Source organism: Alkalihalobacterium sp. APHAB7 (assembly GCF_048323755.1).
Classification (GTDB): Bacteria; Bacillota; Bacilli; order Bacillales; family Bacillaceae_F; genus Alkalihalobacterium.
The window spans coordinates 98,889-114,499 of the sequence record NZ_JBLWFS010000004.1 but is presented as its reverse complement, the minus strand read 5'-3'; the positions used below and the strand labels follow the sequence as shown (position 1 = coordinate 114,499).

Genomic DNA, 15,611 nt, shown 5'->3' with positions numbered 1-15,611 from the left:
TTCTTAAAGTAAAAACCCCATCTTTTTTGCCACAAACGTTAATTCTTCTCTAAATTTAGGATGAGCGATATTAATTAAATTTTGCGTTCGTTCACGAATTGTTTTTCCTCTTAATTTAGCAACCCCATATTCTGTAACTACATAATCGACATCATTTTTTGAAGTGGTCACAACTGCACCACTTGGTAAGGTTGGAACAATTTTTGAAATCTCACCATTTTTAGCAGTAGAATGTAAACAAATAACGCCACGTCCTTCTTTCGCCATTCGAGCGCCAATTCCAAAATCGCCTTGCCCGCCTGTCGATGAATAATAGCGACCGCCAATCGTTTCTGAGTTACATTGACCGAGGAAATCTACTTCAACGGTTGCATTGATTGTAACCATTCGGTCGATACTGGAAATATGACGTACATCATTCGTTTCATCAACTGGTAACATAAACACATCTTTATTTTCATGCATGAAATCATAAAGTCGTTTTGTACCATACGCAAAAGTTGCCGTCATTTTTCCAGGCGCAAGTGGATTTGAGCGATTGGTCACTGCCCCACTTTCAAAAAGTTCTACAACCTGATCCGGGATCATTTCTGTAAATATTGTTAAATCTTGATACGCTTTTAGGTCGTTCATAATTGCGTTTGGTATGGCACCAAACCCAATTTGTAATGTATCTCCATTTTTTATTAATTCTGCAATCGATTTACCAATAATTTTATCTTCTTCACGAAGTGGAATTGTAGGTGTTTCAGGTAACGGTTGATGATTTTCATAAATGGCATCAACCTGGCTAATATGAATTTGATTTTTACCAAATGTTCTTGGCATCTGTTCGTTAACTTCTACAATTATAGTCACATTTTCATTGATTAAATAAGGGATGTAATCACAATTCGTTCCAAGTGAAAAATAGCCATTTGCATCCATTGGTGAAGTTGTAACCATTAACACACGGTTAGTTGTAATTTCATCTAATAAAAAGGGTAAATCCGAAAAATGGTTTGGTAACAGGTCAATGTCATGTTCATAAAATGCTCTTCGCTCATCTTTATTTAAAAACATAGATACAATTTTAACTTTATCTTTATTTACATTTAATACCGGTCTTAAGGAAAGCATTTGAAATAAACGATTTCCTTCTAAATGGTCTGCTTTTGGAAGTGCATCTAATAAACCCGGTGGTTCTCCAACAGCTAAAGGGACGATAATATCAGCTTTTGGTTCAATGATAGTGATTGCTTCATCACTAGATACTTTCCGTTTCTGTTTATACATATTAGTAATATTCATAAATCCTCCAACAACTCACATAAAAAAATTTTTAATACGTATTCAAAATCAACAAATACTAAAATTACTTCAGAGTTATTACTTTACTGAACGAAGAACTTCTCGTCAATTTAATTGAAATTAGTTTTATTATTTCGTTTTTACTCAATTGTTATTATTGTTTAACTTTTTATTCTTCAACTATGAAGATCCCATATGAAAGGAGGTCGCATGCAGCATATGAGCTCACGCTTAGATGAACGAAATCGAAAAAAACGTTATAAATGGAAAAAAAGATTTGCGATTATTACTTTTCTTTCATTCCTTCTATTAATTGGCTTTTTGGCTTATGGAAAGATAGGTTATGAAACAGCAAGAAAACATTCCATACAAACATTAGAAGAGACGTCAACAGTCGATCCACAAACAGAAAAAGAACCTATTATTTTCCAAGCAGAACAACAAAAGAAAAATGAGCCGATCCATATCCTTTTAATTGGAGTAGATAAGCCTATAGGGGATCGTTCAAGAACGGATACGATCATGATTGCTCAATATCATCCAAATTACGGAACCGCAAAATTGGCATCTATTATGCGGGACAGTTATGTTAAGATACCAGAACATCAAGATAATAAAATTAACGCCTCTTTCTTTATTGGAGGTCCAGAGCTACTACGAAGAACAATTAAGGAAAATTTTGATATAGACCTTCATTATTATGCGATGGTTAATTTCGAAGGGTTTGAACGTGTCGTTGATACAATTGCTCCACAAGGTGTGGAGATTAACGTAGAAAAACGAATGGTTAAGTCATCGATGAAAATGGATTTTCAACCCGGAACGCATACTATCCATGGAAAAGATGTCTTAAAATATGTACGATTTCGTGATGACAGTGAAAATGACTTTGGACGAGTTCGCAGGCAACAAGAGGTGTTGTCTATTTTGAAAGATGAGATCTCAACAATACGGGGTGTTACAAAAATCCCACAATTATTTGGTTCAATCGAACCTTATATTGATACGAATATCAATACAAGAAAAGTGTTAAGTCTTGGAAAAGATTATTTTCTTAATCCAGTTGGTGACATCGAAACATTAACGATACCTGTAGAAAACAGTTTCACTGATAAACGATATTCGCATGCCGGCCTCGTCTTAGAATTAGATATAAAAAAAAATAAAGAAGCCCTACATGAATTCTTTGACTTCACCCAGAATGAAAACACACAATGAAAAATAAAAATTGGAATATAAATATAAAAAATGGTGCCAGGTACCTTAAAAGGTACCTGGCACCGGTTGATTTTATTCAGCGTATTTTTTTAGGACGATACACGCATTATGTCCACCGAAGCCTAATGAGTTGCTAATAGCCGCTCTAACTTCTGTTTTTCTTGCCTCATTTGGTACGTAATCTAAATCACATTCTGGGTCTGGTGTTTCATAATTGATCGTTGGAGGAATAGTTGATTCAGCAATTGCTTTTGCTGTAAGAATAGCTTCTACAGCTCCAGCTGCACCTAATAAATGACCTGTCATTGATTTTGTTGAACTAATAGCAAGGTTTTGAGCATGGTCTCCAAACACAGTCTTTATTGCCATCGTTTCAAACTTATCATTATACGGTGTACTTGTACCATGTGCATTCATATAATCAAAATCGCTTGGTTGAAGACCGGCGTCCTCAATCGCTTGACGCATAGCTCTTACACCGCCTTCACCTTCTGGAGCTGGAGCTGTAACATGGTAAGCATCACCTGTTGCCCCGTAACCAACGATTTCAGCATATATTTTAGCCCCACGTTGTTGTGCCGATTCTAGGGATTCTAAAATTAAAATACCAGCTCCTTCACCCATGACAAATCCGTCACGATTTAAATCAAATGGTCTTGAAGCAGTCTTTGGATCTTCACTTGTTGAAATCGCTTTTGCCGCACTAAACCCTGCTACAGCCATGTCTGTAATTGGCGCTTCTGCCCCACCTGTTATCATAAAATCAGCATCTCCACGCTGAATGACTTTAAATGCATCTCCAATTGAGTTCGTACCAGAAGCACAAGCCGTTACGGTACAAGAATTAATGCCTTTTGCACCTGTGACAATCGAAACTTGCCCTGATGCCATGTCTGGTATCATCATTGGAACGAAAAATGGACTAACACGGCGGTAGCCTTTTTCTTCAAATGTGCGGAATTGTTGTTCATACGTTTCCATTCCACCGATACCTGAACCAATCCATACGCCTACTCGTGGTGCAATTTCATCCGTAATTTTCAAATCAGCATCTTCAAGAGCCATTAATGAAGCTGCAACTGCAAATTGCGTAAAACGGTCCATTTTACGAGCATCTTTTTTATCCATGAATTGAGTAGGGTCAAAGTCAGAGACTTCCGCTGCTACTTTCATAGGGAATTTTGATGCATCTACACGTGTTAGTGGTCCAACCCCTGAAACTCCTGAAATCGCATTATCCCACATTGTCGCAACATCACAACCAATGGGTGAAACTGTTCCTAAACCTGTAATTACTACTCGTCTTTTCATATTCTTCTCTCTCTCCTTTAATATCGTCATTTCGTACGTATAGTCAAAACCTGAAAGATTATCGACCCCAACGGATGGCTACTGCTCCCCATACAAGACCAGCACCAAATCCAACTAGGACTACTACATTACCATCTTTAATTTTACCAGCTTTCAATTCTTCAACTAGTGCGATTGGAATAGAAGAAGAAGATGTATTTCCATATTTATTGACTGTTACGGACATTTTTTCGATCGGAAGTTCTAATCTTTCTCGAGAAGCTTCCATAATACGTATATTGGCTTGATGAGGAACTAAGAAATCAACATCTTCTTTCGTTAACCCTGCTTTTTCTAAAACTCTCAATGAAGATTCACCCATTTGACGAACAGCAAATTTAAATACTTCCCGTCCATTCATATGAATGTATTCTTTTTGATGAATATGCATGGCTCCACTACCATCAGCACCTAGTTCAAATGATAAAATACCTTTACCTTCTGACACAGGGCCTAATACTGCAGCTCCTGCCCCATCACCGAAAAGCACAGCCGTATTTCGATCTGACATGTCAGTAACCTTCGATAATTTTTCTACCCCTACCACAAGTATATGCTTGTACGCTTCTGTTTTGATAAATTGTTGAGCCGTTACGATCCCATAAATAAATCCGGCACAAGCTGCACTAATATCCATTGCGGCTGCGTTTTTTGTACCTAATTGATCTTGAATCATTGCCGAAACAGAAGGAAATGGCATATCAGGAGTAACCGTTGCTACTAAAATTAAATCAATTTCTTCTGGACTCACACCAGAATTTTTAATCGCTTCTTTGGCAGCTTCAAATGCCATATGAGAAGTATTCAATTCTTCAGAAGCAATACGTCTTTCTTCAATTCCAGTTCTTGTTTTGATCCATTCATCCGTTGTATCCAATATTTTTTCAAATTCTGCATTTGTCACGACGCGATCGCCAACAAAACTTCCCAAACCTAAAATTCCAGCATTTATTTCTTTTCCCATTTTCCTTCCCCCTTAACAAATGACAAACCTATATCCATACCTTTATTTTATATCAATTATTATGACCTAGTACTAATTTTATCTTAAAAATATTGTAATGTCTATAATCCTTATACACTACATCTAAGGAAAAGGGCGTTTGAACTAATCACTAATCATTATGTACTAGCATATTTATTACTATAAGGGGATGTTCAATAAAATTAGGAATTGTTTATATACATTTTTTTAGGCAAGGAGGAATTGTAAGATGGAACAAGAAAAAAAGTCACCTGATACACAAGGCGATTTCTTTGATCAGCTTATGTTTGGGCCACCTCGTGGGCCAATGACAGAGAATGAACAACAAGCAGCTCCGGAAAACGACGAGTCACCTAATACAGACTCATCTGAACCAACCAATGTGAATACTGAACAAATGTCCAATCAAGAAACCAGTCAATTAGAGCATATCATGCAAATTGCTCAAGTAGTCGGACCATATCTCTCAAAACTTTCACCCATGCTTTCTAATCTTCAATCCTTTTTCTCAAACAAGAAATAAGAAAGCGGAAAGCGCCTGCTTATCGGCGACATGCGCTGGAGGGCCAACAATAAGTGTCTTGCTCTTCAGACATGTTTGGTGGACCGAAGCGACCTCGAGCCGATGGCGCCTGGAGCTAGACAAGAAAAGCGGAAAGCGCCTGCTTATCGGCGACATGCGCTGGAGGGCCAACAATAAGTGTCTTGCTCTTCAGACACGTTTGGTGGACCGAAGCGACCTCGAGCCGATGGCGCCTGGAGCTAGACAAGAAAAGCGGAAGCGCCTGCTTATCGGCGACAAGCGCTGGAGGGCCAACATAAGTGTCTTGCTCTTTAGACACGTTTGGTGGACCGAAGCGACCTCGAGCCGATGGCGCCTGGAGCTAGACATCTAAGAAAAGAGGCTGACTCTAAAGTGTCAATGCCCTCAGCATGCTAGCTTCTGAGGGGCATGACACTTTAATTGAGTCAGCCTTTTCGAATTATTTATTTATTACCAGAATCCCCCGCCGAATTGTGAGCCAGGGCCGTATTGTGGACCGAAACTAGGACCGTACTGTGGACCATAACTTGGGCCAAATTGTGGACCGTATTGTGGACCAAAACCAGGGCCGTACTGTGGACCATAATGAGGACCGCCGTACGCACCACCACCACCACCGAATCCACCAAATAAGAAAGGACTTACTGCTAATCCAGCTAAAAACGGTAGCACAGGGAAATGACGATGATGACCATGACCATGGCCATACCCTGAACCATCTCTATACATCGGATAGTAGTTCATTAGGCAAAACTCCTTCTTGTGTGTTTTCACTACTTATCCTATGTACTCGCCCTCTCTAATGAGCATGTCCAAATTGTGCAAATTTTTTATTTGCTAGTTTCTTGTTTACCTAGTTCATATGCTTCATTCATTACTTTTACAAGCATGTTTACCATCGGTTGAAGATCATCCATATTCAACTCGATACCTTTTTCGTCAAGCATTGCTTTTCCTTCCGGCATATACTTCATCGCAATTTGCATAAATTTCATTTGTAACTCTGGATTTACATTCATGTTATTCACCTCATCAATTAGTCTTCTATAGGTAATTTACCTGTATTTACATAGCTCTCAATCACTGAATGAATTTCAGCTTGAAACTCTTCAGGGATAATCGAACTAAATTCACCTAACGTAATTACTCCATCTTCAAAATCATAATAAAGATTACCAGTTTCTAATTCACCACGATTAAAACGTTCTGCTACGACTTGATAAAGATTATCTACATGTTGAACTGTACTCGTTAAAACGGTTGAGTCCCCTAGATCAGATTGATCACTTACAAAGCCGATAGCGAATTGTCCATTTTTCTTAATCTCCTCAATGAGAGGAATATGAAAACCGTCACCAGCTGGATAATACACATCGATACCGTCTTCATGCATTTTTGCTAGAAGATGCAATGCTTTATCGACATCTGCCCAGTCTTTAACATAATCCACACTTACATCGATTGTGTTATTTTGATATTTCGCACCTTTTACAAATCCTTCAATTTCAGGTTGCCAAGAAAAAGCAGCAATCACACCGATTTTGTTTGATTGCGTCATCTCGGCTGCGACCATCCCTGCAAAAAAACCCATCGCATGACTGTTGAAGTGTAAACTAGTTAGGTTGTCCCCAGATACTGTTCCGTTGAAACTAACAAAATGAATATCAGGATATTTACTATTAATCTCGCTAAAATAATCACTGAATACACGACCATGTCCAAAGATTAAATTTACACCTTGTTCTTGATACTCGTTTACCGCTTCCATTACTTTAGGAAGTGAATCGATTTCTTCTTTAAAATAAACGTCAACATCAAGTTCAGAATGAATTTTTAACAACCCTTGATATCCTTTGAAATTCCAACCTTTGTCATCAATTGTATCTTCAAGTAATAATCCAACTTTTTCTAATTTAGAAGGTGCCGTGTTGCTTGTACAACCACTTATTAATATAGTAATAATTAATAATAAAATGAACTGCATTTTCTTCATAAAGTAGTCACCTTAAGTCAATAACTTAATAAATTCAATAGACTAGTATGTTAATTGACTTGCTATAATCCTTTCTAGATCGTTTTTTTACGATACAAATATTCAATTAGGAACCCCACTGCTAAAGCAATAATAACTACAATTCCATCGTTTATATCGGTCATATAATCTATGAGGAGAAAACTAGTAATTGTAGTTATTGAAAAAAGTAAAAAACCTATAATAACTGTTTTTGTGTTCAATTGTTTCCCCCATTATTTTATACTACTTCAATTTTACCTAAAATTTTAAAAGAAGGAAAGCTAACGATTGTACCAAAATTGTCCTTTTGTAAAATTTATTCTTTCCGATCTAATCGTTTCTTTAAATATTCTTCTTGTTTCTTTATGCCTTCTTCAACAGTTGTACATGGGTTAAAACCTAGTTTCTCAAAACTTTTTTGGTTGGAAATGTACACTTCTTCCCTTGCATTTTTCCACCCATTATCTTTTAGTCCCGTAATCAATTCTTTTCCTTTAAACCACTGCCTCTTTTTTCCTGACGATAGATTATAAACTTCATTCACAAACTTTGTTTTCCCTGCTAATATTAAACCTTCAACAACATCTTCAATATATAATATATCATAAGTTGAACGATCGACAATTTCAGGAACGGGTTTGTTCAGAATTTTTGCCTCTAATAACTGATGAAAAGCCATATCTTCACGTTGCAGGGGACCATATACAGTTGGTAATCTAACGATAACAACATCTAAATCACTTTTTCTACTCTCCTGAATTAATAGCGATTCTCCAGCCATCTTTGTAAGGCCATATGGGTTAATAGGATTCGATGGTGTTCGTTCAGTAATCATTCCCGTACGTTCGCCGTACACTTGAACCGTTGAACTATAGACAATTCTTCCTTTACCAGTAACAGCTTTAATTAAATGCTGTGTGGCTTCGACATTGTGATGAATCGTTTCGCGTAATCGATTCCATTGATTATCCGTTTGAGTAGATGCTGCTAGATGAAATACGACTGTATCTTCTTCTAATATAGATGCATAATCAACAGCTTCAATCGGTTGTTGAATATAGTGGAATAAAGAATTTCTTCCAATTTGAAGCAACCTTTCCTCCCCTTGTCTTTGTTGCGTATCATTAATTAAAGAATCTATTCCAAATACTTCGATCCCTTGTTCCATTAATCTGGAACATAAGTGAACACCAATAAACCCGAGGGCCCCTGTTACGACTGCTTTTTTCATATAATTCCTCCATTCTTTAGGAAAAGCGCAATTGCCGCTTTTTACGGTGACTTACCCGTAAGGATGTGTAGGTCTACTAGACACGAGAACTGAAGCTAGACATCCTCGAAAAGCGCAAGGCGCCTGCTTATCGGCGACAAGCGCTGGAGGGCCAGCAATAAGTGTCTTGCTCTTTAGACACGTTTGATGGACCGAAGATAAACTCCATCAGAGAGGACTAGCTAATTTTTTTTCATATTGATGTAAAAATGAAAATATAGGCTTACTAAAATATGAAATTGATTTACCAGGTAGATATAATGTTAAAGTGATAGGACTGTTGTCTTGTAATCGGTACTTTTCATACCGTTTACTGTGTTCCTCAAACCTATACTTTCGAAAACTTGTTTCATGAAATATATACAAGGGGATATTATTGTGAAGCTTCCATACATTATTTTTCTTTAAGACTTTTTCCTCGACTTTTTCTTTATCGATATTATGGGCAACAGATAGTTCTGTGAGTAACCGCTTATAAAACAAACGATTGTTTCGTTCATTTTTATAATAGCGATAAAGATGTAAACACGGATTGATCATAATAGTCGATCGAATATTATTCTTCATTTTTTCAAAGAGTTTCAGTGCTAAAAGTGCGCCCATTCCTTCAGCAATAATATGAATATGCCGGTTTAATATTTCACGTTTTAATATATAATAGTAAAGGTTTTCTGCTAACTCACACGCTTTTTTACTTCCCCAATGTCTTCCATAGAAATTAGATGTAAAAACCGTATATCCTTCACTTCGTAACGTATCTATAAACTTTAACCGTTCCGGGTGTTGCAGCCATAATGACGTTTTTTCATTTACATAGTGATCTGTATCCCCTATTAAAAGAATTGCAAATCCATTCGGTTTTTCTGGTAAATGGACAACACTCCACTGTTCATGGATACAAAAAAACCGTTCGCTTACGCTCATTTTTTCCTCATCCTCATGATCATATTTCTCGATGCATCTCTATTTAATTTATGCAAATAGTCGAGAAATGCAATAACAGAACGTCAAGTTTAGTTATGAGGCTACTCTTCTTCACTTATTAATTCTTGTAAAAGTATCTCTAAACGATTTTTCCCCACTTCAGTTAAATTACTTTCTCGTTGTTCTAATAACGCATCTAATTCAGCTTTTAATTCTTCCATAAGAACCTCCAAGATATGTCCTTACTTCTTATTATTCATATGTATAATGCTTAATAAAATGCCCCTAATGTAAATTTTATGTTTTATTATTGTATTCATTAAAATGGTGACTCAAAGATCTTAACTATTCCAACTAATCCAACTTTGAGTCACCTCTTAGCTTAAGGTTTCCGCTTTGGCATCCATTTTCTGTTTTGGTTTGATGCTTGTGGGAACGTATCTCCAGCATTTAATTTAATGGATTTTGGATTTTGTACCATGCTTCCTGTTTCACCAATTTCAACGTAAATACCGTTATTGGGAACTTTTTGCCCTGGTACAAATTGGTGGTTTTGTCCCATCATTTTCACCCCTTTTCAATGTACACTTTTAATATAACCACTTGCCGCTTATTTTACGTACAGAGTTATAAATTTGCCTTATAATACTAAACAATAATTTGGGAATAATAAAAAGCGTAACAGGCTCCTATTAACCCGTTACGCCTTTTCCATTTGCTTTATTTTTACATGAGCGCTACCATTTATTTTATTAACGCAGCAAGAACTGCCTTCTGAACATGTAAGCGATTTTCAGCCTCATCGAAAATGACAGAATGTTGACCATCGATAATTTCTGCTGTTACTTCTTCTCCTCGATGGGCAGGAAGACAGTGTAAGAATATATAATCGTTCTTTGCATGGCTTACTAGTTCGCTATTTACTTGAAATGGTCCAAATGCTAATTCACGGTCTTTTAGCTCGGATTCATACCCCATACTTGCCCAAACATCCGTATAGATAATATCAGCATTTGTTACAGCTTCGACCGGGTTATTTGTGATTACAATCGTTGAACCTGTTGACTTAGCCACTTCATAAGCTTTCTCGACGATGTCTTCGTTCATTTCGTACCCTGCCGGTGATGCTACCGCAACATCCATCCCAACTTTGGCAGCCGCAATAACGAGGGAATGGGCAACGTTATTCCCATCTCCAACGTATACGAGCTTATTTCCTTTAAATGTACCCTTTTGTTCATAAATCGTTAATAAATCTGCTAATGCTTGGCATGGATGGTAGTAATCAGTTAGCGCATTTATAACAGGAACTGTTGAATATTTAGCTAGTTCTTCTACTTTTTCATGACTGTTCGTTCGTACCATAATCGCATCAACATATCGTGATAAAACTTGTGCTGTATCCGAAATAGGCTCGCCACGCCCAATCTGGAGATCGCGGGGACTTAAAAATAATGCATGTCCTCCTAGCTGGGTCATACCGACTTCAAAAGAAACACGAGTTCTTGTCGAAGCATTTTCAAAGATCATCCCTAAAGATTTTCCTTGTAATAGATTTGACACTTTCCCTTCTTTTTGCTCTCTCTTCATTTGACCTGCCAATTCTAATAAGTAAAAAATTTCATCCGAACTAAAATCAAGTAATGTCAAAAAATCTTTTCCTTTTAGTTGGGTAGCATTGATTTTCGTTTCATATTGAAGCATACGATCACATCCTTATACACTTGATTTTGTACGGTTCATCCATTCTTGAATGGAAATTACCTCGTCAGCTTTGCCATTTATACTATTTAACATCATGGCTAGTGTTGTCGTTTCTGTAATGACCGAGACCCTATGCTTTAATGCTTGTTGCCTATGTTCTTTCCACGTTTTATACCCTTTTTTCGGAATGCTAATATACGCTACTGCATCATCCTGCTCCACCCATTCTTGGAAAGGAAGTTGTATACTACTAGGGATAAGTTGTTTTTCTTCAACCATTGTAAAGCCTAGTTCGATAATCTTTTGAGCAAGGGGTTGGAAATCTGCCAATTCTTCCTCAGCAACGTCAACAAAAATTGTTCCTTTTTGACGATATACCGGTGGAATATGTCCCTCACTCCAAGCAAATGCCTTCTTCATTGCCTCTTCAACGGTATTTCCAATACTGATTAATTCTCCAGTCGATTTCATTTCAGCTTCTAATATCGGATCTAACCCCGACAGTTTACTGTAAGAGAAGATCGGAGCTTTCACAGTATAATAATTTGTTTCAGGCAGATACCCTGTCGGTAAACCGAGAGTTCGTAACGATTGACCTAGTAAAAGTTTTACAGTTACATCCACCATATTTAAACCTGTTACTTTACTTAAGATTGGAACCGTTCGTGATGCGCGCGGATTAATTTCAATTACATAGAGTTGATTTTCATAAAGAACAAACTGGATGTTAAAAATTCCTTTAAAGTCCATACCTTTAGCAATCTTTTTTGTATAGTCATAAACTAGCTGCTTTATTTGTTCAGTTAATGAAAAAGGTGGTGTCACTGCCATACTATCTCCGGAATGAACACCTGCTTTTTCAATATGTTCAAATATGCCCGGAATTAAAATGTCTTCCCCGTCTGTCAAAGCATCCACTTCGATTTCAATGCCAGGATAGTAAGCATCGATCAAGATTGGAAAAACAATGGCTTGATTTTCTGTATTAATATAATCAATCATTTCTTCACGACTTGTCACAATTACCATTCCTTGACCACCAATAACATAAGATGGACGTAGTAAAACAGGATAGCCAATTTTCCCTGAATGTTCTAGCAATCCAACTTCATCGTAAACTGTAACACCTGGGATATGTGGAACATTTACACGTTTCATAAAATCATAAAATCGTTTTCGGTCTTCAAGTTGATCAATTGTATCCACCGTCGTTCCATAGAGTTGAACGCCAGCTTCTTCTAGCCCTTGCACAAGTGAAATTGCCGTTTGCCCGCCTAACTGTACGATGACACCTTCTACATCTTCTAGTTCCACCACATTTAGGACATCCTCAACAGTTAGCGGTTCAAAATATAATCGGTCTGCCATTTCATAATCCGTACTAACAGTTTCAGGGTTATTATTCATAATAATCGCTTCATATCCGAGATTTTTTAGACTAATCGCCCCATGAACTGAGCAATAATCAAATTCAATCCCTTGCCCTATTCGGATCGGTCCCGAACCTACAATTAAAATTTTCTTCTTAGTACTTGAAACATCAACATCATGTTCACCATGCCAGCTAGAGTAATAATAAGCCGTATTTGCTGTAAACTCAGCTGCACACGTATCAACCATTTTATAAGAAGGGAAGATACCGAGTGCTTTTCTCTTTATTCGAACGTCGTGTAAAGTTACATTCCAAACTTTACTTATCCATTCATCAGAAAAACCATAGCGTTTATATTTTATAAACTCATCCTCTTGAACATCATTTAAGGATGTACTCATAATTTCTTCTTCAATCTCTATAAGTTGCTTAAAACTATTTAAAAAGTATAAATTAATTTTGGTTTTTTCATGTATAGTATCAATCGTAATTCCACGGCGTAACAATTCTAGTATCGCAAAGAAACGGCGGTCATCTGCCTTTTCAACAACTTCCCATAGCTCAGCATCCGGCCAATTTTTTAGAGCCGGCAAAAGCAATCCATCTGCTTTTATCTCTAAGGAACGAACCGCCTTTTGGATCCCACTTTCTAAATTTCTTTCAATCGCCATTACTTCACCCGTTGCCTTCATTTGGGTTCCTAAGCGGCGGTCAGCATTGACAAATTTATCAAATGGCCATCGTGGAAATTTTACGACGACATAGTCAAGGGCAGGTTCAAAGCTTGCGTATGTGTGTCCAGTTACTGGATTAAGAAGTTCGTGAAGATGATAACCTATACTTAACTTCGCCGCCATACGAGCAATCGGATACCCGGTCGCTTTTGATGCAAGTGCTGATGACCTGCTGACACGCGGATTTACTTCGATTAAATAATATTGTTTACTTTCAGGATCCAACGCGAATTGAATATTACAACCACCGACAATACCTAATTCTCTAATGATTTTTACTGAAGCGGTTCTAAGCATCTGGTATTCGACATCTGTTAATGTTTGTGAAGGAGCTACAACGATCGAGTCGCCTGTGTGAATTCCGACTGGATCAATATTTTCCATATTACAAACGGTAATGCATGTATCGTTATCATCACGCATAACTTCATATTCAATTTCTTTAAACCCTGCAATACTTCGTTCGATTAAGCATTGTGTTATCGGGCTAGCGGCAAGGCCACCTTTTACGATATAACGAAGCTCACTTTCATCAACTGCTATACCGCCTCCTGCACCACCTAATGTATAGGCCGGACGAATAATAATCGGGTAACCAACTGAAGTGGCAAATGACACAGCATCCTCTTCCGTTGAAACGATTTGACTTTCAGGAACGGGCTCGTTTAACTCATTCATTAAGCTGCGAAACTCTTCCCTGTCTTCTCCTTTCATAATAGAAGCAATTGGTGTACCTAATAATTGAACATTATACTTTTCTAAGATAGCTGCTTTATGAAGAGCTAGTGCTAAATTCAGTCCAGTTTGACCACCTAATGTAGCTAAAAGACCATCTGGCTGTTCTTTTTGTATAATCTTCTCAATACTCTCAACTGTAAGCGGTTCGAAATAAACTACGTCTGCACACGCTTCGTCAGTCATAACAGTTGCTGGATTGTTATTTACGAGAATAACGCGAATTCCTTCTTCTTTTAGTGCGAGACATGCTTGTGTACCTGCATAATCAAACTCTGCGGCTTGCCCGATGACAATTGGACCTGAGCCGATCACAAGCACTGACGATATCGACGTAATTTTAGGCATAAGCTTTTTCTCTCCTCTTGCTGCTCATTTCTTTTATGAAAACCGATAATATCTCTTCACTATCTGAAGGTCCAGGGTGTGCTTCAGGATGAAATTGTACAGTGGCTACGGGTAACTCTGTATGAATAAGCCCTTCAACCGAACCATCGTTAATGTTTTTATAACGTGCAATTAACCCCGTTCCTTGTAATGAAGAATCTTTCACTACGTAGCTGTGATTTTGTGACGTCATGTACACACGTTTCGAAAGTAAATCTTGAACAGGTTGATTGGCACCGCGATGACCGAAGCGAAGCTTCTCTGTGTCAGCCCCAAATGCTAATGCTAAAAGTTGATGCCCTAAGCAAATTCCAAAAGTTGGATATGTTGAAGCTAATTTTTTTATATCGTGGAGTTGAGCTGTCATCTGTTTCGGATTACCGGGACCATTTGATAATAAAATGCCATCTGGTTTCAGACCTTTGATGGTTTCATACGGTGTATCATAAGGTACAACTGTCACTTTGCAGTCATATTTCAGCAAAGTATCAACGATGGATTTTTTAAATCCGAAATCAATAAGAACAACATGTGAATCCCCTTCACCATAAGTAACAATTTCTTGAGTTGAAACTTCTTGAACAAGGTTTACGTTTTCAATTGGCTCATACTGTTCAAAATCCACTCGATTTAAATCAGTCGTCAAAATAGCCGCCATATCACCAAGTTCTCGTATTCTTTTAACAACTGCTCGTGTATCAATACCAGTTAGCATTGGAATACTCGATCGTTGACATTTGTCCTGAAATGAAGATTTTGATTTATAGTGGAAACCACTTGAATTACACTCACTCATAATAACGCCTGAAACTTGAGGTTGATCACTCTCATTATCTATATCATTCACTCCATAATTTCCGATCAGTGGATACGTAAATACAACAATTTGACCTTTAAATGAAGGGTCTGTAATCACTTCTTGGTATCCAGTCATTCCCGTAAAGAAAACGACTTCCCCATACACTTCCGTTTCTGTGCCGATCCATTCCCCTTCGAATGTTTCCCCTGTGGAGAGCACTAAATAGCCTTTCATTCTTTTTCCTCCTCAGCACACTCAATGTCTGTATAATTATTTTAGTTAAGG

Annotated in this window: 15 protein-coding genes; 2 read left to right on the top strand and 13 right to left on the bottom strand. The window is 37.5% G+C overall.

The genetic code is table 11. From position 1 onward, the window contains the following. Positions 1-3: 3 nt before the first annotated feature. Positions 4-1,290, bottom strand: coding sequence for an acetyl-CoA hydrolase/transferase family protein (locus ACNSTQ_RS06070; protein WP_418198955.1), 1,287 nt, complete (start codon positions 1,288-1,290; stop codon positions 4-6). A gap of 219 nt (positions 1,291-1,509) precedes the next feature. On the opposite strand from ACNSTQ_RS06070, the gene ACNSTQ_RS06065 reads away from it, so the two are divergent. Further along, complete coding sequence (locus ACNSTQ_RS06065; RefSeq protein WP_418198954.1) at positions 1,510-2,508, top strand: LCP family protein; 999 nt, start codon at positions 1,510-1,512, stop codon at positions 2,506-2,508. Between the two features lie 72 nt (positions 2,509-2,580). Here ACNSTQ_RS06065 and fabF read toward each other — a convergent pair whose 3' ends face one another. Both fabF and ACNSTQ_RS06055 read right to left on the bottom strand, forming a co-directional pair. Beyond that, positions 2,581-3,819: a beta-ketoacyl-ACP synthase II gene (gene fabF / locus ACNSTQ_RS06060; RefSeq protein WP_418198953.1), complete on the bottom strand. Its 1,239-nt coding sequence runs from the start codon at positions 3,817-3,819 to the stop codon at positions 2,581-2,583. A gap of 58 nt (positions 3,820-3,877) precedes the next feature. Next, positions 3,878-4,822, bottom strand: coding sequence for a beta-ketoacyl-ACP synthase III (locus ACNSTQ_RS06055; RefSeq protein WP_418198952.1), 945 nt, complete (start codon positions 4,820-4,822; stop codon positions 3,878-3,880). 250 nt (positions 4,823-5,072) lie between these two features. Here ACNSTQ_RS06055 and ACNSTQ_RS06050 point away from each other — a divergent pair, with 250 nt between their 5' ends. Further along, the gene (locus tag ACNSTQ_RS06050; RefSeq protein WP_418198951.1) at positions 5,073-5,366 is read left to right on the top strand and encodes a hypothetical protein; all 294 of its coding nucleotides are present in this window, start codon (positions 5,073-5,075) and stop codon (positions 5,364-5,366) included. A gap of 471 nt (positions 5,367-5,837) precedes the next feature. On the opposite strand, the gene ACNSTQ_RS06045 is transcribed toward ACNSTQ_RS06050, so the two are convergent. From ACNSTQ_RS06045 to ACNSTQ_RS06000, 10 genes are all read right to left on the bottom strand, one after another. Beyond that, entirely contained in the window at positions 5,838-6,131 is a 294-nt protein-coding gene (locus tag ACNSTQ_RS06045) for a penicillin-binding protein (RefSeq protein WP_418198950.1), read from the bottom strand. A gap of 86 nt (positions 6,132-6,217) precedes the next feature. Continuing rightward, on the bottom strand, positions 6,218-6,406 hold the full coding sequence (locus tag ACNSTQ_RS06040) for a ComZ family protein (protein ID WP_418198949.1): 189 nt from the start codon (positions 6,404-6,406) through the stop codon (positions 6,218-6,220). Between the two features lie 17 nt (positions 6,407-6,423). Continuing rightward, a complete protein-coding gene (locus tag ACNSTQ_RS06035; RefSeq protein WP_418198948.1) occupies positions 6,424-7,380 on the bottom strand; it encodes a BMP family ABC transporter substrate-binding protein in 957 nt (318 codons plus the stop codon). A gap of 74 nt (positions 7,381-7,454) precedes the next feature. Next, the gene (locus ACNSTQ_RS06030; protein WP_418198947.1) at positions 7,455-7,622 is read right to left on the bottom strand and encodes a hypothetical protein; all 168 of its coding nucleotides are present in this window, start codon (positions 7,620-7,622) and stop codon (positions 7,455-7,457) included. A 95-nt stretch (positions 7,623-7,717) separates the two neighbouring features. Beyond that, positions 7,718-8,632, bottom strand: a complete 915-nt coding sequence (locus tag ACNSTQ_RS06025; RefSeq protein ID WP_418198946.1) for an NAD-dependent epimerase/dehydratase family protein — start codon at positions 8,630-8,632, stop codon at positions 7,718-7,720. A 207-nt stretch (positions 8,633-8,839) separates the two neighbouring features. Then, entirely contained in the window at positions 8,840-9,595 is a 756-nt protein-coding gene (locus ACNSTQ_RS06020; protein WP_418198945.1) for an alpha/beta hydrolase, read from the bottom strand. A gap of 382 nt (positions 9,596-9,977) precedes the next feature. Beyond that, complete coding sequence (locus ACNSTQ_RS06015) at positions 9,978-10,157, bottom strand: YjzC family protein (RefSeq protein WP_418198944.1); 180 nt, start codon at positions 10,155-10,157, stop codon at positions 9,978-9,980. Positions 10,158-10,339: 182 nt separating this feature from the next. After that, complete coding sequence (argF, locus tag ACNSTQ_RS06010; RefSeq protein WP_418198943.1) at positions 10,340-11,299, bottom strand: ornithine carbamoyltransferase; 960 nt, start codon at positions 11,297-11,299, stop codon at positions 10,340-10,342. A gap of 12 nt (positions 11,300-11,311) precedes the next feature. Then, positions 11,312-14,488, bottom strand: a complete 3,177-nt coding sequence (locus ACNSTQ_RS06005; RefSeq protein WP_418198942.1) for a carbamoyl phosphate synthase large subunit — start codon at positions 14,486-14,488, stop codon at positions 11,312-11,314. Continuing rightward, positions 14,481-15,560, bottom strand: a complete 1,080-nt coding sequence (locus ACNSTQ_RS06000) for a carbamoyl phosphate synthase small subunit (RefSeq protein WP_418198941.1) — start codon at positions 15,558-15,560, stop codon at positions 14,481-14,483. The genes ACNSTQ_RS06005 and ACNSTQ_RS06000 overlap by 8 nt, the downstream gene beginning before the upstream one ends. Positions 15,561-15,611: the final 51 nt, after the last annotated feature.

Bases quoted from the DNA above. Each gene is read 5' to 3' on its own strand.
- ACNSTQ_RS06070 (WP_418198955.1), bottom strand. From the start codon at position 1,290: ATGAATATTACTAATATGTATAAACAGAAACGGAAAGTATCTAGTGAT.
- ACNSTQ_RS06065 (WP_418198954.1), top strand. From the start codon at position 1,510: ATGAGCTCACGCTTAGATGAACGAAATCGAAAAAAACGTTATAAATGG.
- fabF (WP_418198953.1), bottom strand. From the start codon at position 3,819: ATGAAAAGACGAGTAGTAATTACAGGTTTAGGAACAGTTTCACCCATT.
- ACNSTQ_RS06055 (WP_418198952.1), bottom strand. From the start codon at position 4,822: ATGGGAAAAGAAATAAATGCTGGAATTTTAGGTTTGGGAAGTTTTGTT.
- ACNSTQ_RS06050 (WP_418198951.1), top strand. From the start codon at position 5,073: ATGGAACAAGAAAAAAAGTCACCTGATACACAAGGCGATTTCTTTGAT.
- ACNSTQ_RS06045 (WP_418198950.1), bottom strand. From the start codon at position 6,131: ATGAACTACTATCCGATGTATAGAGATGGTTCAGGGTATGGCCATGGT.
- ACNSTQ_RS06040 (WP_418198949.1), bottom strand. From the start codon at position 6,406: ATGAATGTAAATCCAGAGTTACAAATGAAATTTATGCAAATTGCGATG.
- ACNSTQ_RS06035 (WP_418198948.1), bottom strand. From the start codon at position 7,380: ATGAAGAAAATGCAGTTCATTTTATTATTAATTATTACTATATTAATA.
- ACNSTQ_RS06025 (WP_418198946.1), bottom strand. From the start codon at position 8,632: ATGAAAAAAGCAGTCGTAACAGGGGCCCTCGGGTTTATTGGTGTTCAC.
- ACNSTQ_RS06020 (WP_418198945.1), bottom strand. From the start codon at position 9,595: ATGAGCGTAAGCGAACGGTTTTTTTGTATCCATGAACAGTGGAGTGTT.
- ACNSTQ_RS06015 (WP_418198944.1), bottom strand. From the start codon at position 10,157: ATGGGACAAAACCACCAATTTGTACCAGGGCAAAAAGTTCCCAATAAC.
- argF (WP_418198943.1), bottom strand. From the start codon at position 11,299: ATGCTTCAATATGAAACGAAAATCAATGCTACCCAACTAAAAGGAAAA.
- ACNSTQ_RS06005 (WP_418198942.1), bottom strand. From the start codon at position 14,488: ATGCCTAAAATTACGTCGATATCGTCAGTGCTTGTGATCGGCTCAGGT.
- ACNSTQ_RS06000 (WP_418198941.1), bottom strand. From the start codon at position 15,560: ATGAAAGGCTATTTAGTGCTCTCCACAGGGGAAACATTCGAAGGGGAA.